Here is a 22,779-nt window from a genome sequence, read left to right as displayed (position 1 = left end):
AAAAGCCGCAGAATTAACAACTTCTCTTTTTCCATCATGTCAGGCTATTTCAAAGCAGGTACTAAATGCAACTAATTTTTAATTGAAAGAAATTAATTAACAAACAAAATGAACACTGCTATGCTTAAAACTAAGTGCTTTAAAATTTTGTTGATCCTTATCTCCCTATTGTACTTCAATGAAGGATTGAGTCAGACCAAATATTTCCTTTTTGAAGAGGATAGCAAAGAGTTTACAGCCTCATCCTTTAGGTTAAACACCTATCCGCTATATAAGATTAAGCGTGAAGTGCATCTTTTTAATGTAATGAGTAAGGTACCAACGTTTATTTGTAATCAAGGTATATATAATGGACAACATGATTATAATATCATGCTATTTTGCATTCTACCAGATTTAGATGCTTCAGAAGATTGGTATGAAATCAACCCTGATACTGTACGTTCTTCGATGATTAACTTTAAAGATCTGGAAGTGCTTCATAAAAAAAATACGTTATCGTACTTCAACACTACTGTGAAGCAAACAACAAAGTATTTTAATGCGTATAAGCTAATTATAAAAAAAGGAGATACTTATTATGCCCCAAAATACTGTTTGTTACAGTTTTACGCAGTCCGCAATCGTCCGCAAGCTTTTACGAATGTCTATGGGACTATCAATACCCAAGATTCGGCCTATAGTGTACTTCAATTCGAAAAAATATTTAAAGGCGCTTATCCTAGTTTACAATTCCCTTTATATCGGATAGGTGAAGACCCGCTCTCCTTTTTAGATTGGTCCCGGGACAGAAGAGAATATCTATCCAAAAAAATTACCTTAGCACAGCATGCAACGGGATATCAGTTTTGGACCTATGTGGATTGGACACAACATGAGTATAATTATGATTTTGAGCGAGGAATTGATCGATTTGTATATGCTCTGGATAAGGGAATCATCGGGGGCTCATTTGACTTCTATTTTTATTACCACAGAAAAAAGCTACCCATAAAATACACGGATTTTCTAAATAATATCAAGGAGGAAAAGGTCATGATCGCTGAATAATCTTAGGCCTAAAATAGTTCTTAAACTTGATCAACACTTAGCGAATAAGATCAGTATTATCAACGCCTGTAATAGCGCCGAAATATTTCACATCATATGATAGTTCCTTGCATGGCATCCTTTTCATGATAAGCCAATAATTGAGCATCGGCAGATTCCACTTTGCAGTTCAATGAGATAAAATCACTCGAACCTCTCCTCAGCTCGAAAATAAAACCAGAATAGACACATATTAATTATTATTTTTGACGACATTACTCCTACTGCACCATGATGAGCTATCTGCATAAAGTTAAACCAGTCGATCAAAGATTCCACGAATGGGTGGATAACATCAACAAAACTGAAAGGATTGATAAATCAATAATTGCGTTCAATTTCGGCCTTTTCGAATCAAAAGAGGGCTTCACTATGTATCTCACTGGATCCAAAGTTTTCGATAAAGATGATGACGATTGGGCTACCAATATCGACTTTGAGCCTAAACAGAAATATTTTTCATTCGGTAATGAATTTTTAAAAGATAAAGACTGGCAGGATATTTTAAAATATGCTGAATCGCTAGTTCAAGCATATGTAGAATCCGAAGATTTCAAAACTTCAATTTTTGCCCAAGCTATAGCAATAACGGTGGGATTTGATGATGGCGATTTAACGATAATAAAATCTCAATAAATATGGATCTTATCACAGTTGTTTGCGGACTGGTGTTTAAGGTTGAGAAGAAATAATTTGCATGTCATCTGTTTGCGCTAATAGGTTTCTCATATCTATTCTGAACCTTTCTTTGTCAAAATCTTTTACCTTTTTAGGTAGACGATCCAAATTGGATAGAGATTCCAATATTTTCGCTTTAATAATTTCCAAACTATGAAGGTCAGTTCCTGATACAAAATCTTCATACTGATCAGGCTCGATCACTATACTATCTATGAAAAGTTTGTACATATGGTGTTGCTCACCGGTAAATCTATTCTTGGTCGTTCTATCCGAAACATATAATGGCTTCTTCTTCTCAAAAAAATGCTCATATCCTTCCGGAGCTAAAACACTTGTGAACCCTAAAGTATAATTTAGTAGATCGGCACCATAATCCTTGTCTCTAAAATATTTCTTCAAATAGATCGAAAGATTCGATAGAATATGGGACTTACCTCCTGCCCTGGAGTCTATCGTCAAAGCAATATTAAAATTCATAGATAATTACGGCTGATTTAAATTTAAATAAAAACTACACCTCATTTACATAAAAGATCACTAGATGCAATGTCTTCTAGATTAAACCTTCGAATGTAGGAAGAATTTCGAAAACGTAGAAAAAGATTCAACCTGACTTTTTTAACCATGATCGTTTTAGATATTCAATTTAGGATAACTTTATATCAACTATCTGTAAAAAAGAGTAGTAAAAAACTTATTAAATTTTAGTCATCAACTTCTTTCACTTCCACATTCACGTTTAAAGCGGACAAATAGATTGACTCATCAATCTTTTAGTTATAAAGAGAAAAGCCATTAAACTGTTAAGCTTCCCTCAGTTCCTCAGAGGGAAGCTTAACAGTTTAAGAAAAAATCAGCTAATAAAGAGGATATCTTTGTTCGCACATCCGAGTTATAAAGCCTTCCATACGCCTGGGGTACCGTTGGTTATACAAGTCCACCCTAATTCAGGATTTACAGCTGTAATTGAATTATTATACACCAAATCTCCGGCAACATAATTTCCATTTGTAGGCACATTGTCTGCATAGGTAATTTTGCGCCAACCGTTCCAACTCTGATTTCCTCCTATCTTCTCCCATTTGACATTGGAAGAAATATCTGTTATAGTACTTCCAAATGATGCCCTAAGATGAATATTTCTCGGATCTAAACTGCCTGCATGTTTAATCACAATTTCGCTATATTCTGCTGTCGAATGGACTTGAATATCATTTATATTCCGAGATATATTTTCTGTTACATGTAAGACATCAACAGCAGAATCGGATTGAAACATATAGTCGATATAGCTCTTATTAATTTCGGTTTTATAGAAACTGTTACCATAGAAACGCAACTCTTTAAATTTACCCAAATTGAAAAGAAACCCACGATGTGACATATAAGCAGCAGTATGATCGGTATTACCACAATCTGTAAATGAGTTATTGGAAACATCAACGGTGATATCAATCTCCGAACTGCCATTAAACAACCCCAATCCGCCTGGAATTTTCTTTAGCTGGTTGTTTCGTATGATAACATTTTTAACGTTCTTAACGTAAAATGAGGGATTTGAAAGACTCGTTGATCGCTCTCTTGTGTTTTCGACAATATTATTTTCGATAACAATCTTACCTACTGGAGTAAGCGTATTGGTATAGGCATCAATAAGAGGTAAATAATAGGATTGAGTGACAATATTGTCAGCAATCAATATATCGTCCAACACACTATTATTTCTTGACCATACTTCTGCCAGCCTGCCGATATTATTACATACATTATTAGCATATATCGAACTTTTTTGATCTTCGTTCATTGCGGCAATAACAAATGCCTGTTTGAAATTTTTTATAACATTGCCTGTCACTACCGAAGCTGAAGAATGCAATTCAACCGCTGTTGACAATGGCATAAGTCTTTCTGCAATAAAATCTCTTTCATTAATAAAACTATTATTTGTGACTATCGGGTTCTCCCCACACAAATAGATGACAGAGTGATCGTCTTGGGAACTGTTTCCACTAATCGCATTCCCAAAATTTTTAAAGACATTGTCGGTTATAAGAATATTATTCGCAAACTTACCCTGAACTCCATCGCCAAACAAAAGGCTTTGACGTGCTGGATTATTTAGAATTGTATTTCCCGAAATTATGATTCCATCACTGTTAAAAAAACATCCAATAGCAATACAAAAATTCATTTTCACTCCCGGCACCAAGTTATTGACCCCATTAAAGTCTAAAGTCAAATTAAAAACTTTAAAATTATTAATCGGGCCTTCTGCATAAATGAACTTTACATTTGCCGCAGCAGTGTCCAAAACATGGTCCTGCAATTTCAAAATCGCCCCATTTCCATTTACGGTAAGATTAGATATCATCACAAATAGTATATTATTGGGCGTTGAAAATTTTCCTACACTATACGTTTTTGGAAGAAATTCAAAGACTGTTGATTTGCTTTTTACGGCATATCGATTTGCTTTAATAATAGCGGCTGAATCATCCGTCAGGCCATCTCCTTTTGCCCCAAAATATTCAGGGAAAACTATATCGAAATGATGAACCAGTTTACTCCCGACCGTGGTAACAATTACACTTCCACCGTCGTCAATTCCGGGGTCAGGTGTAGTTGGCGCTAAATAATAGATAATCGGAGACGGTGTGTCACCTTTTTCATAATAGCCTAATAATTCTACTCCGGCGTAGGTTCCGTCTTGCAGTGCAGCGATTTCAGTAGAACTTAAATTCTTCATCAACTGCATGGAGTCTTTAATTAAAAATTGATTTGCCATATTCTTTTGTTTTTATGTGTAGAGCAAAGGTATAGTGGTAGCTAGGTCTATCTGAGGAAAACAAGGGGTATGTAAGCGGTATGTAAGAGATACCGAAAAGTCTCAAAGTACAATTGATTCGGGGAAACCACAACCGAGTTAATCTTCAGGCAGACAATTATTATTAGGTAGATAATTTTTATAAAAATTGAAGCTTACACAGGCTTATAAAAGCACGCAGATAGATCACTTAGGTTAAGGCAACTAACGGTCTAAATGGTATGTGACCGAAAAGTTAATATTTATAACAATAAAAAATGGAACTGTTAAAGAAAAATAACTTCCCCCACTTCAGTGGGAAACTCTCCCGAAAAGTATAAATATCCTTTATTAAAGCATAACAATTAAATAAAGCCGTATTGCATAAATAATTTATTGACAATTAGATAATTAGATACTAATAACCGTAATTGGAAGCAGAATTGTGAAAATAAACAATACTGAAAAATAAGGATCTAGGAGGTATACCGGAGGATATAAAACAAAATAAATTATCACCACAAACATCACACAAATCAATAAAAGAAATTATACAACAACAATAATTAAATAAAAACAAAACATTACTCTTGAAAAAAAATATTACCTTAGCAAGCAATACCAACACTACTAACAATAGATAATTTTCAAATAAAGAACGTAAAATTCATGAAACACAAGTACATCGGGCTATTTATGCCATTATTTTTCGTAGGCTGCCAAAAGGAAATATTACAATCCCCCGAAAACGTCGCAGATAAGGTGCTCAAAGCTAATTCCAATTTGAAGACTTCCGTAGGGGACTCAAAATATCGTATGCTAGGATTTAGCTATGACGCGACCAAAGAATATTTAGATAAAGACTCTTACCGAAGGGTTGTTATTGATGTTGAGAAGCTTTCGAATGACTTGCAATATTCCGTTATAGTAAACCCTGAAACAGGAGGAACTAATTTATATTATTACGGCTATTCTTCTAATGATTATTTGCAGGATATAATCAAACAAACAAATGTTTCAGCTAAGGTAGATCCAGGAACTAGCGCTTTACCAAAGTTTTTTACTGGAAATATAACTAGCAATAGTGAACTGACCACAAAATATTCGTATTCCACAAAATATGCTTTTGCTTCCATCGATGTGTTAAAATACGTTAGCTCTATGCGAATTGAGGAAACGCCTATAGTTATGTCAAATTATGTTACCTCAAAATTTATAACAGACTTACAAACTCTAAGCGCAGATGCATTTGTAGCGGCATACGGTACCCATGTCTTAACAGATATCACTCTTGGGGGAACACTACGGGTGTTGTACAAAAGTTCTTCAACAGATCAATCAAACACCACAAATAAAAAAAATACTGTAAAAGCTGGCTTCAAGGCAATGTTACCTAAGATTGGTTTAGGATTGGATGTCGATAAGACTGTTACCACAAATGAAACGTTGGCATCTCAAAATGTGGAGCAAAATTTATATATTAAATATAAAGCCGGAGAAGGTGTTGATGTTACTTATAACCAAGGAAAGGATGCTGTATTTCCTCAAGTAAACAAGGGAAGTTGGGAAAAATCTGTAAACGTAAATAATGCTGGATTAGTTAAAATCGATTGGGACAATACATACCCTATTTACGATTTTATTCCGGCCTCTTTTGCAACTAAAAAAGCTGAAATAGTTGCAGCAGTAAATAGATATCTAGAGAAGAATAAATTGCAATCTCTTGAAGTAGTCCCAATTTATCAATGGTATAATACTCGGAACGGCATCTATGCTTACACGGCGAATATTAATGGAAATTTCGGCGCAAATTATGTAAATCATGGTATAGTATTCTGGACTCCAAAACAAGCAACCAATGAAACTGTTCCAGTTAATCAATGGTATAATACCAAAACTGGCGTTTATGCTTACTCTACTAACCCAAGTGGAAATTTTGGTGCAAACTACGTTAATCATGGAACAGCCTTTTCCGCTTATAAAAGCAATAATAGCGATCCTGAACTGGTATCAATAAATCAATGGTATAATACGAAATCTGGCGTCTATGCTTACACATCTAACATAAGCGGAAATTTCGGACCGTATTTCGTTAATCACGGCGAGGCTTTCAAAACATACAAATAGAATATTCACTATGTAATTACATTAACATAAAATGTTAGCCAAGTTTGGCTAACATTTTATGTTAAATTCGAAAAGCCAAAAAAAATATACATCTTGTAAAAAGTATCCCCTATCTAATTTCCTTTTAAGATAGAGGATACTTTTTTATTGGTAACTACTAATATATGACCTATTGCTGAGGATTTATTGGCGGGTTGCCGTTAGAAATAAAGATAGGGAAATAGATATAACCTATACCACACGGCCCCTGAGCGCTTAACGTCAAAGTCACAAAATCTCCGCCATTCGATGGATCAAGTATTTGATAAGTTCGAGGTACGGATATAAGTAATGTATTTGGAGTGGATGAATTAACAGAAATATAAGAGGAACTCATATTCCAGTTTAAGTTTGTATATCTGTTATCTGTTAAGTTCCAACTGTAGGTTCTATTTTGCTGACCGATTTTTATAATTTCGGGACCATTAATGGTTGCAAACGAGTTTTGAGTCTCGCAAGCATTAAATTTCTTTAAAGCTATTTCGCCACATCCTGCTAAAAGCGCCGAGATGGTTCCCTGCAACGGACTTGTGTTCGATTTTTTCACAGTTAAGCTAGCCCCTATTGAGTCACCAACAATTTCAATGTTACCTGTTGTTCTCCATACAAATGGATGATCGAGCAAAAATGAATTAGATTTAACCTTATATACAGAAGTGACTGACGTAATGTCTGAGGGGCCTTCAATAGAAAAGTTTTGTCCAGATCTAGTGATTTTTATATAAGATATATGATGTTCATTTTTATATCCTCCGTCTGGAGGCATAAAGTTAATCCAAAGATAGTTGAAACATTCTGTAGCTGTTAAAGTCATTACCTTAGTTGTGTAAGTTGTAGTAAAATCGGCCGATGTATAAGGATACTTTTGTATTGGTAACTTTCCCAGATTTGTGAAAGGAATGCCTAAAAGTGCTAAATTTATAGATCCATTACATTCTGCTGGAAAATTCTGTGTATTTGCCAAACCTACTTGCATAGATGGATTTCGATCTTGACTCGCATGCGTCCTTCCCTCAGTTCCATAAGCAACATTGCCGATCATAATTTCAATTACGTATGTACTGCCTTGGGTAAATTTATAGGGTACAGCTACCCCGGCACCAGTGTAGGGCGCTTCATTTTTACTATAACTTGTTACCTTTATATCATTTTGTCTAGATGCAGTATATGGATAGCTTGGGCAAGTTATGGCATTAGTTGTTAAGCTTGTATTGGTGTTCTCAAAATTGCTCGAATTAGATTTGATTTTAATTCCCGCCTTTTGGCCAATCATATCAAAAGCTTCTTCCAATGTTATTGTTGCTGACGCAATGCTGGCATTATAGTTTCCATGTTTCTCGATTTCCCGCTTTATACAAGAATAAAAAGTTAATAAGATTAGAGCAATACTTGCTAAATAGCTGATTTTTCTTAAAATTTTCATGATTTAAATTAATTTTTATAACAGTTAATATATAGATTATAATAGATATTATTAAATATCGCCTCCGATACAAATGAATCCAATAGCTCCAGTTGGCTCAACTAAACTGGAGCTTCCAGTATTTGCTATTCGAATTCTTAGAGATGCAATAGTTTTGGTAAAAACATAAGGTAGCTCCATTGGATTAGATGAAGACAACGCCACAATGTAATCAGCCCTTGCAAAAGGCGTCGTAAACTGCACAGTAAAGTCCCCAGAAGAATTTCTGACAATTGAGGAAACATTAAAAGATGATGTATTTACGAGAGTGGAAGTATTTAGATTTCCATATGCTCTAACTGCACCAATATGCCCTATAGCACCGTTCGAATTTCGTTTTGTTAGCGTTAACCTCCTTGAAGATTGAGGTCTTGAATTATCCATCGTAATACTTAATCCATTACTAGGACTATAAGAATCTTTTGCTACACTCGGAATGAATGAAATTGTAGAATTCACTAAATTATCTTCTATATATTGACCTGCAGATCTAGTAGGTGCAACTGTCAGTTCACCAGCTATACTTAACAAGCTTCTATTCTCATATGGAGCAGTTCCAAATCCCCAATACCCCTTTGTATCATCAACTGACATTGCTTGTAAAGGAATATTTGCACTGATAAGTTGACCAGTTATAACCGTCGACGAGTTTTCACCATTTATTACGACAGATTCACCGACAATAAATTTAAATCCTTCTAACACAATAGCAATACTTGATGTCTCGATAGATTTAATTATTCCATATCCTTTGGAGGTATTACCAGTTACCATATCACCTATTGCAATTGTATTAATAAAAGATGATTGAGAAATTCCATTCAGTACTACTTCGCTTCTCCATGGCTGAAATGTTGTCCCATTGCCGATAATTTTTGAGCGATCTTTAGAATGTTGATATACGATTCTAAATTTATTTACGCCCTGTCTTCTAATATTGTAAGATGCTCTAGATGGATTTTCGCGCTCTTGATCAACCCCTAACCAATTATCCTGTCCGGTAATATCATCCCTTACGTCAACTACATGACCTGGATGAAATGCAGCTGATAACTGGTATTCATTAACGATTCCTCCGTTATTCGCATTAGCCAAAAACAAAACTGTTTCATTCGTGCCACTTGCGACAATCGACGGTCTACTTCGATCATCTGTTTTAGAAAAAATAAGGTTTACTTTGATTGTAAAAACTAATTTATCTAAGTAAAAATAACAACCAATAGGGATATGGATATTGCCACCCTTAGACGTTAATGTATTAATGCATTTCTGTATAATATTGGAGTTGTCAGTTAACTGATTTGATTTTGCTCCAAAATAACGTACATCTACATCAACATCAAAATTGTGAAGCAGTTTTTCTCCAAGATTTAGAACGATAATACTTCCGCCGTTATCGGGACCGGGGTCGGCAGCATTTTGAAGATCAATATAATTGTAAACTATTGGCGCCGGTGTATCCCCTTTTTCATAATAACCCAATAATTGGACGCCTGCATAGGTCCCACTTTCCAATGCATTGATTTCCGTAGAATCAAGAGCCTTCATCTCCTGCATCGTGTTCTTAATTAAAAATTGATTAGCCATATTTCTTTTGTTTTTATGTGTATAGCAAAAGTATGGTTGCTGCGTAGGCTATTTGAGGTAAACAATGTGTATGTAAGCGGTATATGAGAGATACCGAAAAGTCTGTTAAAGGATAATTTTTTTTCTTCAATTGAGATGAAGCGACCGATAAAAGACATTTTAGTGTGTAGCAAGAGTCTTATACTGCCTGAAATACATTAAAATCGAACTTTTTTAACGAGGAGCCAGTATTCTTCATCTTGAAATTACGATAGAAGTTTCTGAAAAGATGTAACCAATTCCTAAATTCCTTAATTTAGGGAAATAACTAAACAATGAAGATATTTATTTAAATAAAGATCAAAAAGCTATGAAATACCTTATTTTACTTCCATTTCTATTAATTTTTAGCAATACTTTTTCACAGGAAAAGAACATCAAAAAAGAAAAATGGCATTGGAATAACAACAAAATGAAACAGGATACAACAGCAGGATATTGTCAGGTTTTAAAAGTTGATAATGTTCTTTATATATCGGGCGCTGTAACAACGGATCTTTCCCCTAAAGGAATTCAAGCAGTATACAATGATTTAAAAGCGTCTTTGGCCAGTTTTGGAGCAACATTTCAACATGTGGTAAAAGAGAATTTGTACACGACAGACATTGAAGCAATGAAGAAATATAATGATGTCAGGAAAAAGTTTTACAATAATGACTTTCCTGCCGCTACCTGGATACAAGTACAACGATTGTATATGTCAGATGCTAAATTAGAAGTTGAATTGATTGCACATTTACCTAAATGATCTAACTAAATGAAATCAACTTTCAACCTTAAATACACGGTACATAATGGCGGTTGGGCCGCATTTGAAATTGGCGATATCGAAAAAGCTGTAACCCTCAACATTTCCTTTTTTCACGATTCGCTGAAAGAATTGGCACAATCTGCAATTGTATTAAGATCCAAAGAGGAAACATCAGTGGTTTTTATGGATGAGCCAGGCGAGCATAAACTTATACTGAAAAGAAGCGGTACGAATATTATCTATGAACTAAGATGGTACAAAGGCTGGGCTAATTGGAATTTATTAAGTGAAGATCATTTTGAGACTATACTTTCGGGAACTACTACCCTACCAAAATACATTAACTTGGTAAGGGAGAATCTAATCAGAATAATGAATGAGGAAGGAATAGAAGGTTATAAGAAAAAATGGTCTAAACATGACTTCCCCTTTAATGAATATGAACTACTTAAGGGATGATCAGTTTTATTGGAGTAATATTTAAGCCCTACATCTTCTGCGCCAAAGGTCCATCTTTAGTGACCAAACTAGACCAACCAGGGCTTGTCCCAACGATTAGTTTCGCGATCAACCTTTCAGATAAAAATATCTTAGCTACTATTTCTTCCCCAAAATCCCAAGTGACTTCAACAGGCGCACAAGCGTCGAATGGTTTAAGATTTTCGCTAACAAATTCCGCAGAATTTAAAAAGGGATGATTCTCCTCTATTTGCAATTCTGGCTCACTCGGAGTGGGCGCTACATTGTATAGTTCACCTTCTTTCCAAAGGTAAGCATAGCAAACCTTATCGTCATCTTCGATAAACACCGCGAACTCAGGGCGATCATCTGATACATATTTTGTTAAACTTCCCATTGGACACTGATTTAAAACAACGAAGTCTGCGACGTATCACTTCCCAATGATGGCAATCCCTCCCAATTAAAAGCTTCGTAACGATGCTTTCCATCCGGGCGGTTTGGATATCCTCTCAACGTATACACCGGATAGTGCTTCAGCTTTTCATTGGGCATTTCAAACAGAAATATCGGCGGCATATCGTCAGCCTGAATATCCTTGATCCATTGACGCTCGAGATCTTCCGGTAAGAACAAAGGCATACGATGTTTATTGGGCCCATCATTATGGATATTGGCCATCACTTCATTGGCTGCTCGTGTAAGCATTCCAAAGGAACCCACGCGTTCAACCACACCATCTTCATCCACCGTCTCATGCCACTGATACAGACCTGGTAAATAGAATAGCTCTCTCCCCGCTTCACCGATGAAATAAGGCACTTTCTTTTTCCAGCCCTTTACCGCACGCTGCTCAAAAGTACCACTCACAGGGATAAGGCAACGTTGCTTGCGCAAGCGATACGAGTAGGATTTTTTATCCTCCAGGATACGCTCGCTACGTACATTGATCATATTGCGCAGGCGATCGGCCTGCACCTTCGGATCGTCAATATAGGTAGGCAATCCCCCCACTCCATTTCGGTCAAGGCAAGCTGACTGGAATCCTTGTCCTTATACAGTATCGGATACTTGGGAAAGGTAATAGCCTGGACGTTTTCCAGATAATCATTATTGTAATCCAATTGACGACGCTCATCCCGCAACGCGGAAAAGGCTTTGAACGAAAAAATAATCGGCAAAGCGAAAAGGATTCACTTACTTGTAGAGAAAATTTTGCGCACATGAATTAGAAAAAAATTAATTTTCCATATTGCGAATAATTCGCAGATTAATTTTTTGAAAAAACACTCTATAGCGACTACTAATCAATTTGTATTCCGAAATATTATATTCTGTTAAAGCTTTATAAAGATCAATAGACGAGTTTTTACCTATTTTGTAGCGCTCATTTATTGCTTCGTAGTTAGTTTTATTCACTTCGTAAGCTAATTGCAGAGCCTTTAACTCTTCTTCAGAATAACGATATTCTAATTCTGCCTGTGCATATTTTTGTTTTCGGTCAACAAATTGTTTTTCTTTTTCATAAAGCAGATTACGTTTGGTCAGTTTGGCAGAATTTAAGTTGTTCTTGGTTCGATTACCGTCGAATAGTGGAAGTGTAAGAGCAAGATTTCCATATAGCGTCCTATTTTGGTTAATCTGTCTCCAAAAGGCCATCGTTTCACCTGATAAACCATCCATGCGTTGCGATGAATAATTAGTACCATAACTACTATTAAAGACCAAAGTTGGAAAGTAGGTGGATCGAGCCAACTTAATACTGATTTCCTGAAGGGCAAGTTGTTTATCGATCTTCTTAATATATACATCATTATGAATATTATATTCCCCCGTTACTGACAAACTATCTTGGCTTATTGATTGCAGTTGAATCTCCTCAGAATCATTCAGATCTAGAATTTGCCGTAATTTTAAAATACTAATCTCATAAGCATTTTTTGCATTTACCGTATTTAAATTATCAGTTGCATGCTTAGCTTTGGCCTGTCCAACATCGATCAGTGTGCGTTTTCCACTTTTCATAAGCTCTTCTTCTTGTCTCAATTGTTCCTTGGACAATTCTTGTTGACTGCCCGCTGCTTGCCATAAATCTCTGTTAATAAGCGATTGCGTAAATAATTGAAGCAACTGCAATTCCAATTCCTGAAGCAACATTTCCGTATCAAGCTGCGCCAATTCAAGATTAATTTTTTCCGACTCTAGTACATTCTGTTTTTGTCCACCTTGAAAAATGACTAAACTACTACCCAAGCTCCCTGTGGCATAGTTAGACCATTGATTTCCAGTGATCAATCTACCTGACACAGGGTCAAATACTAATCCCATGGTGTGCTGATTATTAGCTGAAAAGCTAAGGCTTGGGTAGAGATTTCCGCGAGCTATATTTATATTGTTTTTTACAATTTTTTCCTTTAAAAAGCTCTGTTTCAAATTGATGTTATTGGCATATAGGATAGACTTCGCGATTTCCCAATTGATTTTCTTTTGCCCGATAACTACCTCTGGTAACAATAAATACAGTAAAAGAAAAACTCCTATTATTCTTTTCATTTAGTATACCCTATATATTTGAGGTTATCAAAAAAGCGTTCAATCAATCTTCGCTCTTTGGTGACGATTTCCACTAAGCCCTTTGCTTCAGATCTAAAAGCTAATGATGTACCATAGTTAGTTTTCAAACCATTAGGAAATATTAATGTTACCAAATAAGATTCAACTGAGGTACCATTTCCCGCTTTAACAATACTTGAAACTAACGCGATGTTTTGAACCTCGGCTTCGATATATCCGTACTCCATATAGGGGTAGTCAGCTAGTTTGATAATTGCTCTTTGACCAACTTTTACTTTACCAGCACCTTGGATAGGAAGCATTACCTTACCTATAGTCTTACCCTCCTTTGGGACAATGGAAAAGATTGGCTCTCCCTCTTGTATAAACTGGTTATCTGTCCAAAATTTTAAAAACTGTGCATGACCATAAATAGGTGATACGATAAGATACTTCTTTTCCCAAATATTGATTTTATCAATAAGATTATTGTAAGATGTCAATAAGTCAAGATCGAGCTGCAGTTCTTTTTCGGTCTTTGTGATTCGATTTTGCTGCATGGTATTTTCGGTATTACTTATTGCTTCCCGTACAGACCCTGAATTGCGTAAAGAACTTTTTACCTGATCTTCGGCAGTTAGATGCCCTGCCAGAGATTCTTCATACTCTGCTTCGCTGATTAACCTTTTGCTGAACAAAATGGAATCACGTTTTAAAAATTTATCCGAAAGTTTAAGGTTTTCTTTGCTTAAGCGCTCTTTCTCTTGAAGCGTGTTAAGAGCTATATTCTGTTCATTAAGCACCTTCGATAACGAGAGATCTTGCTTGTCGTACAATTTGTGTTCTTGATAATCGGCCAATTGACGTAGACTCGATAAGAATGTAGAATAGGGAACTGTAAGATCACCCAATTTCAAATTTTTTGGGAGTAGATTGTAAATCTCACGAGCGTTAGTAAACGGTAACTTTAAGGAATCTACATATCCCCTAATGTAAATAACCTGCTCAGGATCTACCGTATTTTCTACCCAGGCTAGAATATCTTTTGAATTAACCCTATCCTGCGATTTGAACGCGCGAAGACGCAGCCTTCCACTTTGGGGAGAAACAATTTGTACGGGTGCGTTCTGAGCCGATACAGTCACCTCGCCGCTCACAATATCGGGATATTTAACAATATAACCGAAAATCAGAAGGAGCCCAACCATAAACAGTACCAGGTAGACTATTGTACGAGCGAATGCGGTAGGCATATTCGATATAATGTCGCGAACTTCTTCTGTCCGCTGATATTTGATTTCTTTTTCCTGTACATCCATTTTTAATTAGCTTACTAAAGTCCTCATTTCAGTTTGACTATTTACGAGTTGACTATATCGACCATTACGCTGTACTAACGAATCATGATTACCTACTTCGACAACTTCTCCATCTTTCATGACAATAATCTGATCTGCTTTTCGGATAGTGCTCAGACGATGTGCAACGACAATAACTGTTTTTCCGTTGAAAATCTCATCTAAAGCTTGTGTAATTTTTTGTTCATTAATTGTGTCTAATGCATTGGTCGCTTCATCAAAAAATAAGATATCGGGATTTTTATATAATGCACGTGCAATCAATACACGTTGTTTCTGCCCGCCGCTGAGGCCCCGGCCATCTTCTCCCATTTTAGTCTGGTAACCCAGTGGTAGTTGTTCAATCTCATACCCGATATTGGCAGCTGTCACCGCTTTACGAAGAAGCTCATTGTCAATCTTTTCACTATCAAGTACAATATTATTTAAAATGGTATCATTAAAGATTTTTCCATCCTGCATAACGGCACCGCAACGATCCCTCCATTGACGCAAACCGATATTATTGATATTCATTCCTCCAAGCAAAATTTCACCATAACTTGGCTTATAAAGACGCAGAAGCAGCTTTAGAAGTGTGGATTTACCCGAACCACTGTCACCGACAATTGCCGTCACTTTTCCAGCAGGAATCACGAGATATATCTTTTTAAGGATTATGGGCGAAACATTGGTATACTGGAAAGACACATTGTCAACGACAATATCTCTACCTGCTGTTAATGCTAGGTCATTGGTTCCTGTACCCTCATCTTCTTCTTTTAATACCTGAATCTCATTCAAGCGTAGAAAACTGATCTGTGCGAATTGAAAACTCACCATAAACATGATGAATTGTTGAACAGGCCCGTTCAGCATGCCAATAATAAATTGAGTGGAAATCATAACTCCGAAAGTAATATCACCAGCAATGACAGCCTTAGCACAAAAAAAAGTAATCAATAAATTCTTAACACTATCAATAAAACTTGCACCAAGATTCTGAATATTATTGATACTCAGCATTCTTAAATTGACTTTAAAGAGTCGGGCCTGGATTCCTTCCCATTTCCATCGCTTAGCCTGTTCGTAGTTATTTATTTTTATATCTTGAATGCCGCCAATTGTTTCTACCCAATAACTTTGATTTTTTGCAGTCAACTCAAAATAATCCCAGTCTAATTTTTTCCTCAGCCTCAAAAAAGCCATTATCCATAAAATATAAAGCAAACTCCCAATAATAAAAATATAGAATATTGTTGTATTATAAATCAGGAGAACAATACTAAAAATCAAAAATGTTAGAGTTGAAAAAATTAGATTTAACGAATTATTCATAATAAAACTTCGGATCCGCTCATGGTCATTGGCACGTTGAAGGATATCGCCAAGCATTTTATTCTCAAAAAAAGATACAGGTAATTTCATGAGCTTAATGAGATAATCCGAAATCAAAGCTATATTGATGCGTGAAGACATATGCTGCAGAATCCAGTCACGCGCTGCTGAACTTAAAGTTATACTAACAATAAGGGCCAAATTTGCTATCAGCACAATATTTATAAAGCTTACATCCTGAGTCTGTATACCAACATCTATAACAGCTTTGGAAATAAAAGGAAGAATCGCCTGCATGCCCGTGATAAGTAACATGACCATAGCCAAATACAAAAAGCTTTTTTTATACGGTAAAAAGTAGCCCGTAATATTTTCCAGATAACGGCCTCGTTCTGCTTTCTCTCCTGCCTGCCGCTGCTTGAAATCAGCCTGTGGCTCCAAGATTAACACGATTCCTGAATTTTTATTTTCATTCTGCTTAATCCACTTTTTCTCAAATTCACCTCTAGTATAACATAGTTTTCCTTTTGCCGGATCCGCAATAAAAAAAATTGCATTTCTTTTATTTTCCTTAATAGCATAAAGTACAACAAAATGACTATTGTCCCAATGGATGATCACCGGCAATGGGATTTTTTGCACTAGCTCATCAACAGTACAGTTCGCCGCCAAGGTTCGTAGTCCAATGGCTTCTGCACCATAAGAAATTCCTGCGAGCGAAACCCCTTCTCTCGTATTTCCACAAAGATCCCTTAGATATTGTAATGAATAATACTTGCCATAATACTTGGCGATCATCTTTAACGAAGCCGGTCCACAATCCATTACGTCAAGTTGACGATCTATTGGAAATGATTTTAGGTTCATAATTAAGTCTATATATTATTACTAAAATATATTATACAAGTATTAAACACAACATTTAAATTAAAACAATCGATTGCGTAAAAAAAGTATTTTTTTAAACGCACATTCTAAATTATATTAGATAACAAATTATAAATCTTTTAACATTATGAAAACAAAAATTAAACTGGATTTCAAATCCTTAGAGAAAGAGCTCGACATTTTAACAAATCAAAAGTTAACCACCATATTAGGTGGAGTGATGAGTGCAGAGGAAAAAGTGTCATATGTTGGATTTTACGAAAGTATGCGTGACACGCAGGAATGGAGCATGCTTATGGAGTTTGATCTTAAATATCCAGGAAATATTAATGAAACGAAGGAAGAAAAGCTGGCCTATTTAAAGAAATACGAAGATCCTAATAGTAGTCTAGGTAGAACTTACAAAAGTTATGCTGTGTCTGTGGATCTTGTCTCAAGAGCAAAAAAATTTGTTGCACCGCAGCCAATGTCTAATTTAGAGCAAGATCAGGAGCAAAAGAAAATGCAAGAAGACGCTGGGAGCATGTTTAACGAAGTAAATATTGGAACCAATGGATCAACAGCTTTAGGCACAAAATACTTGATTGTTAGATCGGCAGAAGAGCTAAGAAACTATTTTCGCGCCAAAGGTATGCAAATTGATGTGCAGACTAATATGGTTGGGGCGCAGGAGGTTATTACTAACCTAATTCTTCCGACAAAAAAGCAGGGCAATCATGATCCAAATACGACTGATGGATTGCTTACATCATTTTACAACGGATATGGTGTACAGGATGTGACAACTGATATTAGCGTGGATAAAGGAAGATATACAAATCAAAACGCTTCGGTAAAATTATACCAAGTCGATATCGTAGGCCTTTCTAATTTTCTAAATGCAAACGATTTTGATTCATTGTATAACGAACTTTATATGATGCCTGGATCAACAACTGATGGAACAACATCGGATGACATGTCTTCGGTTTCGGTACCCGTTACCAATCCTGGAACTACGTATTTTGGAAATCCGCACTAGCCGAATAATAAGTTAAAAGTTATCTTTTCTTATCTAAAAAATATAACCTTAATAATGCTCGCTAATTATCTTAATAATTTCAAGTATATCCAAACAAAGCCGGAAAAAATCGAATTCGGCTTTGTTTTGCATAAATTCTATAATTGCAAATTAGGTGATTCAACGGTCGAAAAAATTGCATTTGAAACTTTTAAAATCATTAAAAATTCTAAATGCAATTTTGATGAATACAGCTTTACTCAAAATCGTGCCGACTTAATTCTTGCCTTAGAAATACTGGAAAAAAATGATTTTTTTGATGCTGATTTAGGGGAAGTTTTAACCGATTATGATAAAAAACTAATAGACTATCTCAGCAAAAGCAGATGGCATGAAATACAGGATTTACCTTTTTACCTGCAGTTGCTTATAAACCGTCAACGTCGCAGCGCCACCCCAGCTGATCCTACATTCAGTATCGCAATGTGCCAAACTGCCGAAAAGATAATCGCATATTTAGCTCAAGACACTACGCGCCAACTAAATATTGCCAATCATCTTTATGCCTTAATACAATTGTACAATTTAGAGATTTATACTTTTCCCATTGAAATGACACTTTATAGAATTTTATCGGAAATGGAACTAATGATCAAACAACACCGCAATTTGTTTTCCGAGATAGCATTGGCGAATCTTTTGGCTTATCCCATTCTCTGTAAAGCGTTGTCAAAAAAAACAAAATTCAATATAACACCGCTTATCGTGGAGCATCTTTTAAGTTGGAAACGTACAATTAAGGATATAAATAGAGATTATTTTTATCTCATTAATACACTACTACACTGGAGCAGATTTACATCCGATCTAAAAATGAAGTGCCTTATCGAACAAGAATTAATTAATTCTACCAAAATACTTACACATAAGAATTACACATCCAATCATTTCCTACTGTCTTTGACAATAAATTCATTTTTAAATCAGGAATACAGTTCTTGGGATGAGATTCTCCTAACTCCTCGTTATTAATTTATGTTTTATATTTCCGCACAACCGGCTGAACAATATTTTTTGTGGCAGTTAGAGATACAATTGCAAAACTTTGAAGATATGGGTATCTTAGCTGAAAATATTCACGTTTTACTGGCGTACAATCCAGAAATTGGCATTCCCGATAACTTTAGAAATTTCGCCACAATAAATCATCAAGGTCAATTCTTCTTTTATCCGGACCATAGAAAGAAAAGAAATTATCTTTCTTCCATTCGGCCACATATATTAGTTCAACATTTTAGGGAACACCCAATTTTAACACAACAAGTCATCTGTTATCATGATAGTGATATTCTCTTTAGGGAGCGACTAAATGAATCGCTCCTGTCGAGTACGCCTTTTTGGTATTTCGGGGACACTAGAAATTATATTTCTTACGACTATCTAGCTCGCTATGGCAAGGAATTTTTATTTAATTTATGTGCAGCTGTGGATATAGATCCAGCGATAGTCGAGAAAAATAAAGATCATTCTGGTGGAGCACAGCACATTATGAAAGGTGTAGATGAAATATTCTGGTCAGAGGTAGAATACTATTCGGAAGTGATATTTGATTATATGGAAAATTTCAATAAATCTATCCGAAATAACACGAATAAAGTCCAAGCTTGGTGTGCTGATATGTGGGCAGTACTTTGGACAGCATGGAAGCATAATCGAGAAGTTAGATTACATAATGAGTTAAATTTCTCATGGCCAAAAGAGCATATTTCCCAATACTATAAGAGTAAGATATTACACAATTCAGGTGTTTTTGACAGTGACAAAACCAACTACTTTTGCAAGTTATTGTTTAAAGTAACAGACCCCTACCACCTTGACTTTTCAAAGCTTAAAAAAGACAGGTGCTCAATGGTGTATGTTGAACAAATTAACCGCATTTCAACAAAAAAGCAAAAACCAGCCATTAATGATTGTGCTATTATTCTTCTTTTAAGATCTGCGGTAACTTCCCAGCAGCAGGATAAAATTGAAAACTATATAAATTATTTACATAAGCATCTGACCGTTGAGATTCATATAGTCGAGCGAGGTGACTGGCCCGTATTTAATCAAAATTTAGCGAAGGGAAAGGCGAAGTATGCATTTATTAATAACGAAAAAATCGATCAATTTATTCTAAAAAGGATAAAAAAAGAGTTTTTTATATATGTCGATGTAAACATATTACTACCTATTGAAAATATATTATCAAGCTTCGAGATGCTCAAAAAAAATAGTAATAGCATAGTACTGCCTATGGATCAAGTAATCGAACTTTCAAACACACAATACGATCTTTTTAGAGATACACTAGCGAGGGGGCTGGATAGAAGAGACGATTCTCAAGAAAAAAAACGAATTGACTATATTGAAAGTTTCGCTATGAGTAAACAATCATTTTTTAAATGTGGCGGCAATAACATTCAATGGCATTTCTATCAGGAAGACGGATTCAATCTTGAAAGGCAGACCCGATGCCGACTTATGGGGATGTCAATAATCACGATACGAAAGCCAGCATTTAAACTGTTTTTTTGGGATTTCAATATTGAAATATATCGAAAAAACTCTTTGAACAGATATTTAAGAGCAACTAAAGCTACCATTGATGATGTAAAACGAAGTATAGCTCACGGAAGCAATAGTGTAACGCGTGGGTACGGCAGGAAATCCACCATAAAAAATTTATCTTTTGGAATATGCTCACTCAAGGAAAATGTTGACATCCTACATTCACGGGAGGAATTGTCAATATCGGAACCCGTTTCAATAACACCTATAGAGGTAGATCATAGTAATGCATTTCATCTTGTTTTTAATCAAATTATAACGAAGAGTAAACGTTCTAAATTTGATTTTGTAATTCTAATAAATGAAAATTTAGATTTTAAAAAGTATAATATAGATATATTTTGGCGCACCGTAGAAGAAATGAGCCGTTATGGTCTACAGATGCTATCGGCGATTAGTGATAGAAATTACGGAAAAGAAACAATTATCAATGCTAGGTTATTTCATGTTGAATATCTTCCGAATAGTCCATTTTTTTTGATACACAAATCGTTGTTCAGCAAAATACTATCCAAGAGCTTCAATAAAGACATGCGTTTGGAACAGTACTTAAATTCACTTTCAGAACACGTTGGCATGATGGCCCCATTTTTAGGCAAACTTAAAATGTTAAATTCAGAAAGCAGAGATTACCAAAATACAAAAGATCGAATGATCCATATGGAAAATCTTGAAGATGAATTAATGTGGAAGTTGAAAAATCAATAAAAATATAGCATTTAATTGGTCGTTAGGGATAAACTCCTATGAAGATAATCTCGCTGAGTTTTTAGAAATTCCTTTCCAAAAACTTTGTGAATATTTGGCGAATAGAGAATTTTATCTAACCAAGATATAATTCGTTCTTTGGGAATAAGACTACTACTTGAATTAAAAAGCATAAAATGGAGCAGTAATTCGTCTTTATCAAAATCTATATCATAGTTGTTTAAAATTGACGCATATAATTTCAAAACATTTGCACGTTGAATCCTCATAGACTCTGCTGTCTTACTTGAACTTTCATAAATTCTATAAAGATGATGGATTGAACTCAGACATTTGATTTTATCAACTTTAGTAATCCTTGTCCAAAGTTCATAGTCTTCACAATACATAAATTCTTCGTCATAAGGATTCTCTTCGAGGACTTCTTTTCTTATAGTCATACTACCGTGGACAAACACATTACAAAATAATAACATAAAAATATTGAAACTGTCATCTTCAAATAATATCTTGTTGGAGAGGAATAATCCATTTTTGTCTATGAGCTGCATGGAGGAACATACAGCAACATAATCTGGGTTATTCTCTAAAAATAAGGTCTGTTCTGTCAGACGATTTCCAACCATAAGGTCGTCGGCATCCATTCTAGCTATATATTTTCCCCTACATTTTGAAATGCCATAATTAAGCGCATAAATAAGACCCTTTTTGCCAGGATTTCTGAAATAAAAAATATTGTCTGTAATCTTTTTTATTCCATCAATAACTTGCATAGTATTATCTGTGCTGTAATCATCAATGATTATTATCTCATATCTCTTATACTCTTGTCTTAAAATACTTCCTATACACTCCAAAAGTAGTGGTTCACAATTGTAACTGGGTATTAGAATCGAAGTCTGAATATTATTCATTAAAGTTAAGTTAAATGACATTTGTAAATATAAATAATGTATCTTATTATTTCGCGTATTGATACATTTATGTCATCTGTTTGCTCAAGTAAGTTCTTCATATCTATTCTGAACCTTTGTTTGTCAAAATCTTTCACCTTTTTAGGTAATTGATCCAAACTGGATAAATATTCTAATATTTTGGCTTTAATGAGTTCCAAACTATGAAGATGAGTTCCTGAGACAAAATCTTAATACTCATCAGGCTCAATTACGATACTATCTATGAATAATTTGAACATCAAGTTTCCTTTACGTTTTTGACCAAAACTGTAAAGCTATAGACGTATAAAATCTATGGCAACTGGACGATTTTGTTGATCTATATAATAGCAATTATCGCTTCCAAAAAATA

At 35.2% G+C, this 22,779-nt stretch carries 18 protein-coding genes; 8 read left to right on the top strand and 10 right to left on the bottom strand.

From position 1 onward, the window contains the following. Positions 1 to 120: 120 nt before the first annotated feature. Both K2F45_RS11415 and K2F45_RS11410 read left to right on the top strand, forming a co-directional pair. Entirely contained in the window at positions 121 to 1,050 is a 930-nt protein-coding gene (locus K2F45_RS11415; protein WP_248933604.1) for a hypothetical protein, read from the top strand. A gap of 270 nt (positions 1,051 to 1,320) precedes the next feature. Then, a complete protein-coding gene (locus tag K2F45_RS11410; protein ID WP_248933603.1) occupies positions 1,321 to 1,725 on the top strand; it encodes a hypothetical protein in 405 nt (134 codons plus the stop codon). Between the two features lie 36 nt (positions 1,726 to 1,761). Here K2F45_RS11410 and K2F45_RS11405 read toward each other — a convergent pair whose 3' ends face one another. Further along, positions 1,762 to 2,247, bottom strand: a complete 486-nt coding sequence (locus K2F45_RS11405) for a hypothetical protein (protein WP_248933602.1) — start codon at positions 2,245 to 2,247, stop codon at positions 1,762 to 1,764. Between the two features lie 415 nt (positions 2,248 to 2,662). Continuing rightward, positions 2,663 to 4,555 (bottom strand): hypothetical protein, encoded by a 1,893-nt coding sequence (locus K2F45_RS11400; RefSeq protein WP_248933601.1) that lies wholly within the window; start codon positions 4,553 to 4,555, stop codon positions 2,663 to 2,665. Between the two features lie 687 nt (positions 4,556 to 5,242). On the opposite strand from K2F45_RS11400, the gene K2F45_RS11395 reads away from it, so the two are divergent. Further along, on the top strand, positions 5,243 to 6,700 hold the full coding sequence (locus tag K2F45_RS11395; protein WP_248933600.1) for an MAC/perforin domain-containing protein: 1,458 nt from the start codon (positions 5,243 to 5,245) through the stop codon (positions 6,698 to 6,700). Positions 6,701 to 6,869: 169 nt separating this feature from the next. Here the strand turns inward: K2F45_RS11395 and K2F45_RS11390 are convergent, their stop codons facing one another. Together K2F45_RS11390 and K2F45_RS11385 are read right to left on the bottom strand one after the other, a co-directional pair. Next, a complete protein-coding gene (locus tag K2F45_RS11390; RefSeq protein ID WP_075992286.1) occupies positions 6,870 to 8,162 on the bottom strand; it encodes a hypothetical protein in 1,293 nt (430 codons plus the stop codon). Positions 8,163 to 8,213: 51 nt separating this feature from the next. Continuing rightward, entirely contained in the window at positions 8,214 to 9,788 is a 1,575-nt protein-coding gene (locus K2F45_RS11385; RefSeq protein ID WP_075992285.1) for a hypothetical protein, read from the bottom strand. Between the two features lie 349 nt (positions 9,789 to 10,137). Here K2F45_RS11385 and K2F45_RS11380 point away from each other — a divergent pair, with 349 nt between their 5' ends. Together K2F45_RS11380 and K2F45_RS11375 are read left to right on the top strand one after the other, a co-directional pair. After that, positions 10,138 to 10,575, top strand: coding sequence for a RidA family protein (locus K2F45_RS11380; RefSeq protein WP_075992284.1), 438 nt, complete (start codon positions 10,138 to 10,140; stop codon positions 10,573 to 10,575). A gap of 9 nt (positions 10,576 to 10,584) precedes the next feature. Beyond that, on the top strand, positions 10,585 to 11,037 hold the full coding sequence (locus tag K2F45_RS11375; protein ID WP_248933599.1) for a hypothetical protein: 453 nt from the start codon (positions 10,585 to 10,587) through the stop codon (positions 11,035 to 11,037). A 28-nt stretch (positions 11,038 to 11,065) separates the two neighbouring features. Here the strand turns inward: K2F45_RS11375 and K2F45_RS11370 are convergent, their stop codons facing one another. The 5 genes from K2F45_RS11370 to K2F45_RS11350 all read right to left on the bottom strand — a co-directional run bounded on the left by K2F45_RS11370 (position 11,066) and on the right by K2F45_RS11350 (position 17,132). Then, positions 11,066 to 11,434: a hypothetical protein gene (locus tag K2F45_RS11370; RefSeq protein WP_075992282.1), complete on the bottom strand. Its 369-nt coding sequence runs from the start codon at positions 11,432 to 11,434 to the stop codon at positions 11,066 to 11,068. A gap of 11 nt (positions 11,435 to 11,445) precedes the next feature. Further along, complete coding sequence (locus tag K2F45_RS11365) at positions 11,446 to 12,051, bottom strand: SOS response-associated peptidase (RefSeq protein ID WP_075992281.1); 606 nt, start codon at positions 12,049 to 12,051, stop codon at positions 11,446 to 11,448. A 225-nt stretch (positions 12,052 to 12,276) separates the two neighbouring features. Continuing rightward, entirely contained in the window at positions 12,277 to 13,590 is a 1,314-nt protein-coding gene (locus K2F45_RS11360) for a TolC family protein (RefSeq protein ID WP_075992280.1), read from the bottom strand. Beyond that, complete coding sequence (locus K2F45_RS11355; RefSeq protein WP_075992279.1) at positions 13,587 to 14,909, bottom strand: putative HlyD family type I secretion protein; 1,323 nt, start codon at positions 14,907 to 14,909, stop codon at positions 13,587 to 13,589. Before K2F45_RS11355 ends, K2F45_RS11360 begins: the two co-directional genes overlap by 4 nt. Positions 14,910 to 14,915: 6 nt before the next feature. Further along, positions 14,916 to 17,132 carry a peptidase domain-containing ABC transporter gene (locus K2F45_RS11350; protein WP_248933598.1) on the bottom strand — a complete coding sequence of 739 codons (2,217 nt, stop codon included), beginning with the start codon at positions 17,130 to 17,132 and terminating at the stop codon, positions 14,916 to 14,918. Between the two features lie 148 nt (positions 17,133 to 17,280). Between K2F45_RS11350 and K2F45_RS11345 the strand changes: the two genes are divergently transcribed. From K2F45_RS11345 to K2F45_RS11335, 3 genes are read left to right on the top strand one after another with little or no spacing between them, the layout of a single operon-like run. Continuing rightward, complete coding sequence (locus tag K2F45_RS11345; protein WP_075992278.1) at positions 17,281 to 18,174, top strand: hypothetical protein; 894 nt, start codon at positions 17,281 to 17,283, stop codon at positions 18,172 to 18,174. Between the two features lie 54 nt (positions 18,175 to 18,228). After that, positions 18,229 to 19,185, top strand: a complete 957-nt coding sequence (locus K2F45_RS11340; protein ID WP_075992277.1) for a hypothetical protein — start codon at positions 18,229 to 18,231, stop codon at positions 19,183 to 19,185. 3 nt (positions 19,186 to 19,188) lie between these two features. Beyond that, positions 19,189 to 21,471 carry a hypothetical protein gene (locus tag K2F45_RS11335; protein ID WP_075992276.1) on the top strand — a complete coding sequence of 761 codons (2,283 nt, stop codon included), beginning with the start codon at positions 19,189 to 19,191 and terminating at the stop codon, positions 21,469 to 21,471. 11 nt (positions 21,472 to 21,482) lie between these two features. Here the strand turns inward: K2F45_RS11335 and K2F45_RS11330 are convergent, their stop codons facing one another. Beyond that, a complete protein-coding gene (locus tag K2F45_RS11330) occupies positions 21,483 to 22,385 on the bottom strand; it encodes a glycosyltransferase family 2 protein (protein ID WP_172840676.1) in 903 nt (300 codons plus the stop codon). Positions 22,386 to 22,779: the final 394 nt, after the last annotated feature.

Source organism: Sphingobacterium siyangense (assembly GCF_023277505.1).
In the GTDB taxonomy this organism is placed as follows: Bacteria; Bacteroidota; Bacteroidia; order Sphingobacteriales; family Sphingobacteriaceae; genus Sphingobacterium; species Sphingobacterium siyangense.
This window is presented reverse-complemented; position numbering and strand designations above follow the sequence as displayed.

What these genes read in the sequence shown, in the direction of transcription:
- K2F45_RS11415 (WP_248933604.1), top strand. Translation starts at nt 121, where the DNA reads ATGCTTAAAACTAAGTGCTTTAAAATTTTGTTGATCCTTATCTCCCTA.
- K2F45_RS11410 (WP_248933603.1), top strand. Translation starts at nt 1,321, where the DNA reads ATGATGAGCTATCTGCATAAAGTTAAACCAGTCGATCAAAGATTCCAC.
- K2F45_RS11405 (WP_248933602.1), bottom strand. Translation starts at nt 2,247, where the DNA reads ATGAATTTTAATATTGCTTTGACGATAGACTCCAGGGCAGGAGGTAAG.
- K2F45_RS11400 (WP_248933601.1), bottom strand. Translation starts at nt 4,555, where the DNA reads ATGGCAAATCAATTTTTAATTAAAGACTCCATGCAGTTGATGAAGAAT.
- K2F45_RS11395 (WP_248933600.1), top strand. Translation starts at nt 5,243, where the DNA reads ATGAAACACAAGTACATCGGGCTATTTATGCCATTATTTTTCGTAGGC.
- K2F45_RS11390 (WP_075992286.1), bottom strand. Translation starts at nt 8,162, where the DNA reads ATGAAAATTTTAAGAAAAATCAGCTATTTAGCAAGTATTGCTCTAATC.
- K2F45_RS11385 (WP_075992285.1), bottom strand. Translation starts at nt 9,788, where the DNA reads ATGGCTAATCAATTTTTAATTAAGAACACGATGCAGGAGATGAAGGCT.
- K2F45_RS11380 (WP_075992284.1), top strand. Translation starts at nt 10,138, where the DNA reads ATGAAATACCTTATTTTACTTCCATTTCTATTAATTTTTAGCAATACT.
- K2F45_RS11375 (WP_248933599.1), top strand. Translation starts at nt 10,585, where the DNA reads ATGAAATCAACTTTCAACCTTAAATACACGGTACATAATGGCGGTTGG.
- K2F45_RS11370 (WP_075992282.1), bottom strand. Translation starts at nt 11,434, where the DNA reads ATGGGAAGTTTAACAAAATATGTATCAGATGATCGCCCTGAGTTCGCG.
- K2F45_RS11360 (WP_075992280.1), bottom strand. Translation starts at nt 13,590, where the DNA reads ATGAAAAGAATAATAGGAGTTTTTCTTTTACTGTATTTATTGTTACCA.
- K2F45_RS11355 (WP_075992279.1), bottom strand. Translation starts at nt 14,909, where the DNA reads ATGGATGTACAGGAAAAAGAAATCAAATATCAGCGGACAGAAGAAGTT.
- K2F45_RS11350 (WP_248933598.1), bottom strand. Translation starts at nt 17,132, where the DNA reads ATGAACCTAAAATCATTTCCAATAGATCGTCAACTTGACGTAATGGAT.
- K2F45_RS11345 (WP_075992278.1), top strand. Translation starts at nt 17,281, where the DNA reads ATGAAAACAAAAATTAAACTGGATTTCAAATCCTTAGAGAAAGAGCTC.
- K2F45_RS11340 (WP_075992277.1), top strand. Translation starts at nt 18,229, where the DNA reads ATGCTCGCTAATTATCTTAATAATTTCAAGTATATCCAAACAAAGCCG.
- K2F45_RS11335 (WP_075992276.1), top strand. Translation starts at nt 19,189, where the DNA reads ATGTTTTATATTTCCGCACAACCGGCTGAACAATATTTTTTGTGGCAG.
- K2F45_RS11330 (WP_172840676.1), bottom strand. Translation starts at nt 22,385, where the DNA reads ATGAATAATATTCAGACTTCGATTCTAATACCCAGTTACAATTGTGAA.